We start from the raw sequence: 11,680 nt of genomic DNA on the forward strand, positions 1-11,680 counted from the left end.
AGCACCTCCTGAAATAACGCGAGAAGGGGCATCCGCCGTCACGGTGGATGCCCCTTCTCGCGTTGCGGGTCGGGCAGGTCTCAGCGGCGAGCTGCGCGATGCCCGGCTGCCCGCACGATGGCTTTTCGGACCTCCTCGATCCAGAGCACCGACGACCCGACCAGCACGCACAGACCCCATTGGCCCGACGTGAGGGAGGTCGTGTCGAAGAGTCCCTGGAGCACGTCCATCTGCACCACGAGGACCTGCAGGATGATCACGGCGGTGAGTGCCAGCCAGATGCTGCGGTTGGTGAACGTCTGGAGTGAGAAGACGGAGTGGGTGTCCGAGCGCACGTTGAGCAGGTTGAACACCTGGTAGAAGACGAAGGTCGTGAACGCGAGGGTGGTGGCGAAGGCCGCGTTGCCCGCACTGTCCGGGAACAGGGCGGACGCCTGGGTCAACACGGTCAGGGTTCCCGCGGCCATGACGAGGCCAAGCCCGAGAATACGCAGCATCCTGTCCCGAGTGAGCAGAGGTTCGTCGGACGGGCGCGGAGGCCAGCTCATCGTTCCGGGTTCGGCCGGATCCAAGCCGAGCGCCAGTGCGGGTGGGCCGTCCATGATGATGTTGACCCAGAGGATCTGAAGCGCCGTGAACGGCGCGCCCGCGGCCCACCCGGTGACGCCCGCGATCAGGAAGATGAGCACGAATCCCCACGCCGTGGTCAGCTGGAACCTGACGAACTTCAGGATGTTGGCGTAGATGCCGCGTCCCTCCTGCACCGCGGCGACGATCGTGGAGAAGTTGTCGTCGGTGAGGATCATGTTTGCGGCGCCTTTGGAGACATCCGTGCCGGTGATACCCATGGCGATGCCGATGTCGGCCTGCTTCAGGGCCGGCGCGTCGTTGACGCCGTCACCGGTCATTGCAACGACATTGCCGCCGGCCTGCAACGCCCTGACCACCCGGATCTTGTGGGCCGGGGTGACCCGGGCGAGTACCCCGTAGTCAGCGGCCCGCGCGGCGAGCGCGTGATCGTCGAGGTCGTCCAGCGTAGGACCGGCAGCAGCCTCTCCGGGCAGGCCCAGGTTGCGGGCGATGGCCGAGGCCGTCACGAGATGGTCGCCCGTGATCATGTGCACGCGGATGCCGGCGCCGAGCGCCACCGCGATGGCCTTGGCCGCCTCAACCCTGGGTGGATCGACGATTCCGACGATGGCGTAGAGGGTCAGACCGGTGACCAGGGAGCGACCCGAGTCGTCGCCCGGAACGGTGCCGGCGTCGAGGGTGCGTCCGGCGACCATGATCGTGCGCAGGCCCTCACCGGCCAGTTCCTGGATGGTGTCGTGGATTCGTTGCTGCATGGTGGCATCGAGAGGGCGGATGCCGTCGTCGGTGAGCACCGAGTCGGTCAGGGGCAGCAGTGCGCCCGGTGCGCCCTTGGCGAAGCAGCGGTGTCCGGGCGGTCGCGGCAGTCCGGTCGTCGGCTCTGCCGGCCGGTGGAATGTGGCCATGAATTTGTAGTCGGAGTCGAAGGGCACTTCGGCTACCCGGGGGTGGGTCCGCCTCGCAGCTGCGACGTCGATGCCGCCCTTCTCGGCGAGAACGGCCAGGGCTCCTTCGGTGGGGTCGCCGACCAGCACGCCGTCGTTCAGTACGGCGTCATTGCACAGGGCCATGGTTAGGAACGCCTCGGTGAGGTCAGGCAGGGGCCGGTCATCACCGGTGAGGATCCGGCCGTCGGTGGAGTAGCCCTCGCCGGTGATGCGGAAATCGCGGCCATGGGTGTGCAGTCGGCGGGCCGTCATCTCGTTCATGGTCAGCGTGCCGGTCTTATCGGTGGCGATATGGCTGACGCTGCCGAGGGTTTCCACCGCCGAGAGCTGCTTGATGATGGCGCCTCGGGCGGCCAGCCGGGAGGCGCCCATCGCCAGGGTGAACGCGACGACCGCGGTGAGACCCTCAGGAATGGTCGCCACGGCCAGCGAGACGGCGGTGATCAGCAGCTCGGTCCAGGAGTCCCCGCGCAGGAGGCCCAGCACGAAGACGATCGCCACCACGACCAGCGCCGCCACGGTGAGCAGCTGGGCCAGCTGGTCGATCCTCCGCTGCAACGGTGTTTTGTCGTTCTTCACCTCGTTCAACAGCACCGCGATGCCGCCGACGGCCGTGCCCATGCCGGTGTCGGTGACCACCATGGTGGCGCGGCCGCGAGTGACCAGGGTGTTCATGAAAAGCATGTTGGTGCGGTCTGTGAGCGGCAGTTCCGCATCGTCCAGAGCGGGAATCGTCTTCCCGACCGGCTCGGATTCCCCGGTCAGGGTCGCCTCGGCCACCTGCAAGCCGGCATTCTCGATGATGCGACCGTCCGCCGGAACGGAGTCCCCGGCATCGAGGAGCACGATGTCGCCCGGCACAAGATCGGAGAATTGCACCTCGAGTTCGGTTCCGTCCCGCCGAGCGACGGCCTTGCCTTCCGACAGCTGCTGCAGCGCCTGGAGGCTGCTCTCGGCCCTCCGCTCCTGCACATAATTCAGAACGGTGTTGAGGATGATCACGACCAGGATTACGATCGGTGTCTCGAGTTCTTGCGAGACGACGGCGCTGACGACCGCGGCCACCAGGAGCACGATCGTCATCTTCTCGCCGAGAAGGCGCACGATCTTGCGCCAGGTCGGCACGCGTTTCGGCTTACGCAGCAAGTTCGGTCCGTATCGCCGACGGCGGTCGTCGACCTCGGATGCGGCGAGCCCGGCGCGGGCGTCGACGTCCTGGGCCGCCGTGGTTTCAGCGGCCGAGAGGGTGTGCCAGGCGGCGTGCTCGGTGGCCGCCGCTGCGGGAGAGGTGGTGGGCATCCGTCTGGGTCAGCGATTCGGTCGTTTGCGCGTCACCAGCACCGGGCAGACCGAGAGCCGGGTGCACTGGTCGCTGACCGAGCCCAACAACAGTCCGGCCAGGTTGCCGCGCCCGCGGGAACCGACCACGAGCATCCGCGCCTCACGCGACACCTCGATCAGGCTGCGGGCAGGCCCCGCATGCACGGCCCGGTAGTCGACGGTCACGTTCGGGAAGGCATGCACCAGCGCAGCGGTGTCCTCGATCAGTGCGGCCCGAACCGCCTCCGAGTATTCGGCGAACGTCGACACGTAGCCGAACTCCCAGTTCGCGGGCCTGGGGGCGGTGTCGATTGACCAGGCGCGCACGATCACGACCGGGGCGTGCAACTGATCGGCGAGCCCGAGCGCCGTGCTGAGCGCGTGGTCTGCGAAGGCCGAGCCGTCGTGGCCGACGACGATGCTGCCGGCTGGCGACGGCGCCGGCGTGGACGCCTCGGCGGTTTCCGGTGTGCCTGCAGGGGTGGTGCCTTCGGTGCTCACGGCGGACTCTCCAAACTGGGGGATGAATGAGGAAGAACGATCAGAACACTCCCAGATTAGCGAACTGCCGTTCAGGTGTCCAACTTGGGGGGTGGGACCGGCACGAGCACGGCGAGCAGCTCGTCGAGTTCGTGTCCTTCGGACACCGGATGCCGGAACGGTCGCCCGGGGGCGATCTGGTAGCTGTTGCGCCGCCCGACCCGGGTTCTCGTGATGTAACCGCTCGCCACGAGATCGGCGATGATCTTCTGGGCCCCGCGCTCGGTGACGCCCACCCGGGAGGCCACTTCGCGCATCCGGCACTGCGGATCCCGCGCGATCGTGACGAGAACGTGTGCGTGGTTGGTCAGGAACGTCCAGCGGGCGTCGCTCCCGGGGGTGGGCCGGGGCTCCTGGTCAGGGTCCGATGCGTTCATGTAAGTGAGATTAGTCCACCGGTGTCGCGCCGTCTTGCGCCCGGGGCACGAACGGCGGCCGGTCGGGCGCGTCGACGATCAGGTTCGTGATGCGCGCGGTGCACAACCGACGGCCCTGGTCGTCGCTGATCACGATCTCGTGGCAGGCGATCGTGCGCCCGAGCCGGATGGCCGTCGCCACCCCGGTCACGATTCCCGACCGCGCCGCGAGGTGGTGGGTCGCGTTGATGTCGAGGCCCACCGCGCTTCGCCCCGGGCCCGCATGGATCACGGCAGCCCACGAGCCGAGAGCCTCGGCGAAGGCGACGGATGCCCCGCCGTGCAGCAGCCCGAAGGACTGCCGGTTGCCCTCCACCGGCATCGTCGCGACGACCCGCTCCGCGGACTGCTCGAGGATGGTCACGCCCATCTTCTCGTCAAGTTCGCCGAGCGTGATCTTCCAGTTCTCGTTCACGTGTCTCCTCTATTCGGTGGTCGAGCTCGCCGAGACCCGCGAGCCCGGCGCCACCCGCAGCCCGTCGAGCGCCACCGCGAGCACATCGTTGGCGAGTTGACCGGCATCTTCCGGCCCCTCCGGCCGGTACCACTCCACGATCGAGTTCACCATGCCGAACAGCAGCCGGGTCACGATCCGAGGGTCGATGTCGCCGCGCAGGGACCCCTCATCGCGGGCCTCCACCACGAGGGCGGATACGGCCCGGTCGAATAAGCGGCGGCGGGCGAGCGCGGCGCGCTCGACATCCGTGTTTCCGCGCACCCGTAGCAGCAGCGTCACGTAGGGCAGCCGGGAGGTGAGCACCTCCACGGCTCCGCGCAGCACCGCGGCGAGCCGGTCGATGGCCGGGCCGCACTGGGCGCTCTGCTTGAGCAGCACCCCTTCGAGTCCGTCGAGGGCCTCGCCGAGAGCCTGTTCCAGCAGCTCCTCCTTCGAGGTGAAGTGGTGGTAGATCGCCGATTTCGACAGGCCGAGGCGGGTCGCGAGCACGCCCATCGAGGTGGCGTCGTAACCGAACTCGTTGAAGGCGGCGACCGCCACCTCGAGAATGGCGGGCTGGTCGTATCCGGGGCGGCCACGCTTGACCAGGGCTGGTTCAGACATAATCGAGAAGTCTGTCACGAGCCGGGTTTCCGGAGGAACGACCGGCCCGTGACTGCGCGGGTTGTGCGGCAGACTCAGCGCAGGTCGTAGACACGCTTGTGCTTGCCGGTGCTGCGCTCGAGCGTGCCGGGTTCGACGATCAACACGTTGACGCTGGACCCGATCAGGTCCTTGATCTTATGGATCAGCAGCGCTGAGGCGATGTCGGAGGCGACATCGCTGGCGTGCTCGTGCCGTTCGATCCGAACGGTCAGTTCGTCCATCCGGTTCGGCCGGGTCAGCTCGATCACGAAGTGCGGGGAGAGGCTCGGGATGCTGAGCACGATCTCCTCGATCTGGGTCGGGAACAGGTTGACGCCGCGCAGGATGATCATGTCGTCGTTGCGACCCGTGATCTTCTCCATCCGGCGCATGCCGGGGCGCGCCGATCCGGGCAGCAGGCGGGTCAGGTCGCGGGTTCGGTAACGGATGACCGGGAAAGCTTCCTTGGTCAGCGACGTGAACACGAGCTCACCCTGGGTGCCGTCAGGCAGCACGAGTCCGCTGTCGCCGTCGATGACCTCGGGCAGGAAGTTGTCCTCCCAGAGGTGCGGTCCGTCTTTCGTCTCGATGCACTCGTTGCCCACGCCCGGGCCCATCACCTCGCTGAGCCCGTAGATGTCGAGCGCGTCGAAGTCGAGGCGGTCTTCCAGCTCGAGCCGCATCTGATTGGTCCACGGCTCTGCGCCGAGCACGCCCGCCTTCAGGCTGGACGAGCGAGGGTCCATGCCGGCCGCGACCATCGCATCCGTGATCGTCAGCAGGTAGCTGGGCGTGGCCATGATGACGTCCGGTTCGAAGTCCTGGATCATCTTGACCTGCTTGTTGGTCTGGCCGCCGGACATCGGGATGGCGGTGGCGCCCAGCGCTTCGATGCCCGCGTGCGCGCCGAGGCCGCCGGTGAAGAGGCCGTAACCGTACGCGTTGTGCACGCGCATGCCGGGCCGCACGCCGGAGGCGCGAAGGCTGCGCGCCACCAGGCCCGCCCACATCCTGAGGTCCTTCTTCGTGTAGCCGACGACGGTCGGCAGCCCGGTGGTCCCGGAGGAGGTGTGGATGCGCGCGACCTGGTCCAACGGCACCGCGAACATGCCGAACGGGTAGGAGACGCGCAGGTCGTCCTTGGTCGTGAAGGGCAGCAGGGCCACATCGTCCAGGGTGCGGATGTCGTCCGGGTGCACTCCGGCCTCGTTGAACTTGCGGGTATAGAGAGGAACGTTCTGGTAGGCGAGCCGTACGGTCTTCTGCAGCCGGGTCAGCTGTAACGCCTGCAGTTCGTCACGGGACATCCGCTCCTCGGGATCGAGTTCATCCTGGGCCGGGGCGTGCAAGCGGGTCTTGGTCATCGTTGACATGAGGCCTCCTGGTGGAATGCGGATTTAAAGTAGAGGAGCGACGGAACCAGGCACGGGAAAGTTGGTGGTGCGGCTGCGCCCGCGAAACTCCGCCACCGGTACGTTGTGCTCGTTGGCAACGCGCACGTCATAAAGTCCGGAGCGACCGCTCTTGGTGCGCAACACGGCGGTCGCGGTGAGGGTCTGCCCGGCGGCGGTGGGCTTCAGAAAGGTGATGTCGGCGCCCGACGCGAGCGTGACGTGGTGGTCGTCGTTGCAGGCGATCGCGAACGCCGTGTCGGCCAGAGCGAAGACGATCCCGCCGTGCGTCACGTCGAAGCCGTTCATCATGTCGTCCCGCAGGAGCATGGAGACGACCGCGCGGCCGGGCTCTGAGGCGTGCACGACCATGCCGAGTGCGGCCGATGCCCGGTCGTTCTCCATCATGGCCCCGTTGGAGGGCGGTAAAACTTCCGTCATGTGGTTCTCCTCATTGAGTTCCGCGGGCCGCAACGCATGGTTGTGGGGGTCGTAGGGAAACCATATACTAACTGAACGATCGGTTGGTAAAAGTTCGCCAAACCCAGGAGTCAACGATGACAATCCCGCCAGTTCCCTACGCTATCGCCCCGGACAGCGCCGCCACGGTGTCTGCCGAGGAGCAGCAGTTCAACGACCTGATTGCCGCCGATTCGCGAATCGAGCCGCGTGATTGGATGCCGGACGGCTACCGCAAGACCCTCATCCGCCAGATTTCCCAGCACGCGCACTCCGAGATCATCGGGATGCAGCCGGAGGGCAATTGGATCACCCGGGCGCCCAGCCTGAAGCGCAAGGCGATCCTACTGGCCAAGGTGCAGGACGAGGCCGGCCACGGTCTCTACCTCTACTCCGCCGCGCAGACTCTCGGCATCAGCCGCGACCTGATGACGGACCAGCTCATCGCGGGCAAGGCGCGCTACTCCTCCATCTTCAACTACCCGAGTCCCACCTGGGCCGACATGGGCGCCATCGGCTGGCTCGTCGACGGCGCCGCGATCTGCAACCAGGTGCCGCTCTGCCGCGCGTCCTACGGTCCGTACGGGCGCGCCATGGTGCGCATCTGTAAGGAGGAGTCTTTCCACCAGCGGCAGGGCTTCGAGATCCTGCTCGAGCTGATGAAAGGCACGCCCGCCCAGCGCGAGATGGCCCAGGAATCGGTCAACCGCTGGTACTGGCCGGCCCTGCAGATGTTCGGGCCGCCCGATGACGACTCGCCCAACTCTGCGCAGTCGATGGCCTGGAACATCAAGCGGTTCTCCAACGACGACCTGCGCCAGCGCTTCGTCGGAATGCTCGTGCCGCAGGCCGAGGTGCTCGGTGTGACGCTGCCGGACCCGGACCTGCGCTGGAACGAAGAAAAGGGTGCGTACGACATGGGCGAAATTGACTGGACCGAATTCCACGAGGTGCTCGCGGGCCGCGGACCGGCGAACGCCAGGCGCCTCCAGCGCCGCCGCGACGCGCACGACGAGGGTCAGTGGGTGCGTGAGGCTGCTGCCGCGTACGCCGCCAAGCAGGGCGTGAAGGCGGTCGCATAATGAGCGCTCCCGGTGCATCCGAGAAGGAGATCTGGCCCCTTTGGGAGGTTTTTGTGCGCTCCAGCCGCGGAATCAGCCACACCCACGTGGGTTCCCTGCACGCCCCCGACGCCACCCTCGCGGTGCGCAACGCGCGTGACCTCTACACCCGCCGCAATGAGGGCGTCTCGATCTGGGTCGTGCCTGCCGACGCGATCACCACGAGCGATCCGGATGCGAAGGGTGCCTTCTTCGAATCGCCCGCCGGCAAGAACTACCGCCACGCGAGCTACTACACGAAGAGCGAAGGGGTGAAGCACCTGTGAGCGACACCATCGAGCAGGACGGCCACGGCCACGTCGACGTCGACACGGTCCAGCTCTCCGCGGAACTGGTCGAAGCGGCATCCGTCGCCTCGCACGACGTGGCGGAATACGCGCTTTGGCTCGGCGACGACTCGCTCGTGCTGGCCCAGAACCTGGGCTGGTGGATCTCCCGCGCCCCGGAGCTGGAAGAGGACATCGCTCTCGGCAACATCGCCCTCGACCTGATCGGGCACGCCCGTTCCCTGTTGCACTACGCCGGGGCCGAATCCGGCCGAACCGAGGACGACCTGGCGTACTGGCGTGACGAACCCCAGTGGCGCTCGGCGCACCTGTTCGAGCAGCCCAACGGTGACTTCGCGCACACGATCGCCCGTCAGTTCATCGCGGCGCACTACCTGTTCGAGCTCTACAGCGCGCTGATGCAGTCGACGGATGCGACGCTCGCCGCGATAGCGGCCAAGGCCGTCAAGGAGGTCGACTACCACCGCGACCATTCCATCCAGTGGGTGCTGCGCCTCGCTCAGGGCACCGAGGAATCCCGCCGGCGCATGATCACCGGTCTCTCCGACCTATGGCCGTTCGTGGAGGAGCTCTTCGTCGACGAGCCGCTGATCGACCGGCTCGAGGGCGTCGCCGTGCGGCCGTCCTCTCTCCAGGCCTCAGTCCTGAGCGCCATGTTCCCCGTGCTCGCCGAAGCCGAGCTCGAGGTTCCCCGCGGCTTCATCTCCTCCGGGGGCGGGCGCCGCGGCGACCACTCCGAGAACCTCGGGCCGCTGCTCGCCGAGATGCAGGTGCTGGCGCGGGCGCACCCCGGCGCGAAATGGTGACCGTGGCCTCCCTTGCCCGTCCGCGTCCGGGCGACGCGGCGTCGCAGAAGGCCTGGGACATCGCCGCCGAGGTCTGCGACCCGGAGGTCCCCGTGCTCACGATTGAAGATCTGGGAGTGCTTCGGTCGGTCGCCGTTTCGGCCGACGGAACCCACGTCATCCTAACGCCGACCTACAGCGGATGCCCCGCGATGGAGGCCATGCGCGACGACGTCCGGGCGGCCCTCACCAATGCCCACTACCAGAACGTCACCGTCGAACTCGTGCTCGCCCCGGCCTGGACCACCGACTGGATGAGCGAGGAGGGCAAGGCGAAGCTGGTCAGTTATGGCATCGCTGCCCCGACCGGCCACTCCGGCGTGCGCCCGACCGGCACCGTCCGGCTCCAACTCGTGGTCAAGTGCCCGCGCTGCTCCTCACTGAATACGCGGGAACTCGCCCGCTTCGGTTCGACGTCGTGCAAGGCACTCTACGAGTGCCGGGACTGCCTCGAACCGTTCGACTACTTCAAGGTGTTGTAACCATGGCCGCACTCAATCTGCGCAGTACCGATTCAGCCGTTCTCGACCCTGCCACCGAGCCTACAAAGCGCCGCGCCCGGTTCCACACCCTCGCCGTCGGCGAGGTGCGTCAGCTCACCCAGGACAGCGTCGAGGTGACCTTCCTGGTTCCCGAGGCGCTGCAGGGGGAGTTCGACTACGACCCCGGGCAGCACCTGGCGTTGCGCGCCACGATCGGCGGCCGGGAGCTGCGCCGCAGCTACTCGATCTGTCGTCCGCACGCGCTCGGCTCGGTCAGCGTCGCGATCAAGCGCGACCTCGGCGGGGTCTTCTCCAGCTGGGCGAACACCGAACTCCGGGCCGGGGACCGCCTTGACGTGATGAGCCCGCAGGGCACGTTCACCACCGCGCTGGACACTCTGGACGACAAGCACATCGTCGGCATCGCCGCCGGCAGCGGCATCACGCCGCTGATGTCGCTCGCACACACCGTGCTCGAACGCTCGGAGACCTCCCGCTTCACGCTCGTCTACACAAACCGCACCGCGCTCGACGTGATGTTCCTCGACGAGCTTGCCGACCTGAAAGACCGGTACCCGGCCCGGCTGGCACTGCACCACGTGCTCTCGCGCCAGTCTCGCTCCTCCGCCCTGCTCTCCGGCCGGATCGACGAGGAGAAGCTGCGCCTGATGCTGGCCAGCATCATCCGTCCCAACGCCGTCGACGAGTGGTTCCTCTGCGGGCCGTTCGAACTGGTGCAGTTGTGCCGCGACACGCTGGAGAGCGTGGACGTCGAACCGGGCCACATCCGGTTCGAACTGTTCACGACGGGGGAGCCGACGCACGCGGTCGGCGACACTGGGCGGCCGGTGGTCGTCGGAATCGGTGACAAGACCTTCGAGATCGAGTTCACGCTCGACGGCGAGAGCGCCACGGTGACCACGCCCGTCAACGCGAAGGAGAGCATCCTGAACGCCGCCCTGCGTGTGCGGCCGGACGTTCCGTTTGCCTGCGCTGGGGGAGTGTGTGGCACCTGCCGCGCCAAGCTCGTCAGCGGTGACGTCACGATGACCGAGAACTACGCCCTCGAACCGGACGAACTGGCCCGCGGCTATGTGCTCACCTGCCAGTCGCACCCAACGACCGACCGGGTCGTCGTCGACTACGACGTGTAGCGCCACTCGCCCATCAGGTATGGCGCGCAAGCGCAGAAAGCGGTTCCCGTGATCGAGCTGTCCATCCGGGACGACGTGGCCTACGTCGTCCTGAACGCCCCCGACAAGCTGAACGCGCTCGACGAGGCCGGCCTGGCCGAGCTCGCGGCCGCATACGAGACCGCGGAGGCGGCCGGCGTGCGCGCCCTCGCGCTGCGCGGCGAGGGCCGCGCATTCTGCGCGGGCCGTGACATCTCGGGCGTCGACCCGCGCGACGACGATGTGATGGGTTTCCTGGGGGGACTCGTCACGCCGTTGTTGCAGCGGATGAGCGCCTTCCCGGCGCCCACCTTCGCCGCCGCGACCGGGGCCTGCCTCGGGGTTGGCCTCGGCTTGCTGATCGCCACGGATGTCGTCTACGTCGCCGACACCGCGAAGATCGGGTCCCCGTTCGCGAACCTCGGTGCCACGCTCGACTCCGGCGGCCATGCCCTGTTCGTCGACCGGCTCGGCGCGCACCGCACTCTCGACCTGATCTACTCCGGCCGGCTCATGTCGGGCGCGGAGGCCGTGGCCGCCGGCCTGTTCAGCCAGGCATTCCCGGCCGACGAGGTGACGGATGCTACATTGACGGCCGCCCAACGGGCCGCACAAGGGGCGACTCAGGCGTTCCTCGCCAGCAAGGAGCTCGTGCGCGCCCTCCGGGACGACCGGCTCGGCCTCTGGCAGAGCGTCGCCGCCGAGAACCGGGCGCAGGCGGCCCTCTGCGACACCGCTGACTACCGCGAGGGCTTCGCCGCCTTCCAGCAGAAGCGCAAGCCCGCGTTCACAGGCCGCGACTGACCCGTCGCGTCCCTGTCCTGGCCCGTCCCTGCCGCCCGCGTCGAACCAATTCGACGGAGATTCTGGGAAAAAGGCGGTTCCCGAAGGTTCTGGGGCCGTTTCGGGCAAAATCTCGGCTCTCCTGCTTCATCCGTGGGTTAAACCCGGCCGGGGAGTGCGGGTTTGTGGCCGCCGAGGCTGAGCATGGCCAGGGCGATGAGGGCGTCGGGTGATTTGAAGCCGAA

The 11,680-nt window shown here is 67.5% G+C and carries 13 protein-coding genes; 6 read left to right on the top strand and 7 right to left on the bottom strand.

Translation table 11 applies throughout. The annotated features are described in order from the left end of the window. Window positions 1-80: 80 nt before the first annotated feature. The 7 genes from E3N94_RS10325 to paaI all read right to left on the bottom strand — a co-directional run bounded on the left by E3N94_RS10325 (window position 81) and on the right by paaI (window position 6,727). Entirely contained in the window at window positions 81-2,837 is a 2,757-nt protein-coding gene (locus E3N94_RS10325) for an HAD-IC family P-type ATPase (protein WP_134570191.1), read from the bottom strand. 9 nt (window positions 2,838-2,846) lie between these two features. Beyond that, a complete protein-coding gene (locus tag E3N94_RS10330; RefSeq protein WP_233191501.1) occupies window positions 2,847-3,359 on the bottom strand; it encodes a universal stress protein in 513 nt (170 codons plus the stop codon). 71 nt (window positions 3,360-3,430) lie between these two features. Beyond that, window positions 3,431-3,775, bottom strand: a complete 345-nt coding sequence (locus tag E3N94_RS10335) for a winged helix-turn-helix domain-containing protein (protein ID WP_104102573.1) — start codon at window positions 3,773-3,775, stop codon at window positions 3,431-3,433. A gap of 10 nt (window positions 3,776-3,785) precedes the next feature. Continuing rightward, a complete protein-coding gene (locus E3N94_RS10340; RefSeq protein ID WP_104102727.1) occupies window positions 3,786-4,184 on the bottom strand; it encodes a hotdog fold thioesterase in 399 nt (132 codons plus the stop codon). Window positions 4,185-4,238: 54 nt separating this feature from the next. Next, window positions 4,239-4,874, bottom strand: coding sequence for a TetR/AcrR family transcriptional regulator (locus E3N94_RS10345; RefSeq protein ID WP_134570192.1), 636 nt, complete (start codon window positions 4,872-4,874; stop codon window positions 4,239-4,241). 74 nt (window positions 4,875-4,948) lie between these two features. Next, a complete protein-coding gene (paaK, locus tag E3N94_RS10350; protein WP_233191500.1) occupies window positions 4,949-6,268 on the bottom strand; it encodes a phenylacetate--CoA ligase PaaK in 1,320 nt (439 codons plus the stop codon). A gap of 24 nt (window positions 6,269-6,292) precedes the next feature. Beyond that, window positions 6,293-6,727: a hydroxyphenylacetyl-CoA thioesterase PaaI gene (gene paaI / locus E3N94_RS10355; protein ID WP_104102568.1), complete on the bottom strand. Its 435-nt coding sequence runs from the start codon at window positions 6,725-6,727 to the stop codon at window positions 6,293-6,295. Window positions 6,728-6,843: 116 nt separating this feature from the next. Between paaI and paaA the strand changes: the two genes are divergently transcribed. The 6 genes from paaA to E3N94_RS10385 are packed head-to-tail and all read left to right on the top strand — an operon-like array spanning window position 6,844 to window position 11,456. Next, entirely contained in the window at window positions 6,844-7,827 is a 984-nt protein-coding gene (paaA, locus tag E3N94_RS10360) for a 1,2-phenylacetyl-CoA epoxidase subunit PaaA (RefSeq protein WP_104102566.1), read from the top strand. Beyond that, window positions 7,827-8,132, top strand: a complete 306-nt coding sequence (gene paaB / locus E3N94_RS10365) for a 1,2-phenylacetyl-CoA epoxidase subunit PaaB (RefSeq protein WP_104102564.1) — start codon at window positions 7,827-7,829, stop codon at window positions 8,130-8,132. Before paaA ends, paaB begins: the two co-directional genes overlap by 1 nt. Then, window positions 8,129-8,959 (top strand): 1,2-phenylacetyl-CoA epoxidase subunit PaaC, encoded by an 831-nt coding sequence (gene paaC, locus E3N94_RS10370; protein ID WP_104102561.1) that lies wholly within the window; start codon window positions 8,129-8,131, stop codon window positions 8,957-8,959. Before paaB ends, paaC begins: the two co-directional genes overlap by 4 nt. Before the next feature lie 2 nt (window positions 8,960-8,961). Continuing rightward, complete coding sequence (gene paaD / locus E3N94_RS10375; protein ID WP_241986095.1) at window positions 8,962-9,480, top strand: 1,2-phenylacetyl-CoA epoxidase subunit PaaD; 519 nt, start codon at window positions 8,962-8,964, stop codon at window positions 9,478-9,480. A 2-nt stretch (window positions 9,481-9,482) separates the two neighbouring features. Next, complete coding sequence (paaE, locus tag E3N94_RS10380; RefSeq protein WP_134341838.1) at window positions 9,483-10,634, top strand: 1,2-phenylacetyl-CoA epoxidase subunit PaaE; 1,152 nt, start codon at window positions 9,483-9,485, stop codon at window positions 10,632-10,634. 48 nt (window positions 10,635-10,682) lie between these two features. Continuing rightward, on the top strand, window positions 10,683-11,456 hold the full coding sequence (locus E3N94_RS10385) for an enoyl-CoA hydratase/isomerase family protein (protein WP_104102554.1): 774 nt from the start codon (window positions 10,683-10,685) through the stop codon (window positions 11,454-11,456). Window positions 11,457-11,680 lie beyond the last annotated feature (224 nt).

This window comes from Cryobacterium sp. Sr3 (assembly GCF_004402835.1).
GTDB lineage: Bacteria > Actinomycetota > Actinomycetes > Actinomycetales > Microbacteriaceae > Cryobacterium > Cryobacterium sandaracinum.

Coding starts and splice junctions, on each gene's coding strand:
- E3N94_RS10325 (WP_134570191.1), bottom strand. CDS start 2,837: ATGCCCACCACCTCTCCCGCAGCGGCGGCCACCGAGCACGCCGCCTGG.
- paaI (WP_104102568.1), bottom strand. CDS start 6,727: ATGACGGAAGTTTTACCGCCCTCCAACGGGGCCATGATGGAGAACGAC.
- paaA (WP_104102566.1), top strand. CDS start 6,844: ATGACAATCCCGCCAGTTCCCTACGCTATCGCCCCGGACAGCGCCGCC.
- paaK (WP_233191500.1), bottom strand. CDS start 6,268: ATGTCAACGATGACCAAGACCCGCTTGCACGCCCCGGCCCAGGATGAA.
- E3N94_RS10335 (WP_104102573.1), bottom strand. CDS start 3,775: ATGAACGCATCGGACCCTGACCAGGAGCCCCGGCCCACCCCCGGGAGC.
- E3N94_RS10340 (WP_104102727.1), bottom strand. CDS start 4,184: ATGGGCGTGACCATCCTCGAGCAGTCCGCGGAGCGGGTCGTCGCGACG.
- paaB (WP_104102564.1), top strand. CDS start 7,827: ATGAGCGCTCCCGGTGCATCCGAGAAGGAGATCTGGCCCCTTTGGGAG.
- E3N94_RS10345 (WP_134570192.1), bottom strand. CDS start 4,874: ATGTCTGAACCAGCCCTGGTCAAGCGTGGCCGCCCCGGATACGACCAG.
- paaE (WP_134341838.1), top strand. CDS start 9,483: ATGGCCGCACTCAATCTGCGCAGTACCGATTCAGCCGTTCTCGACCCT.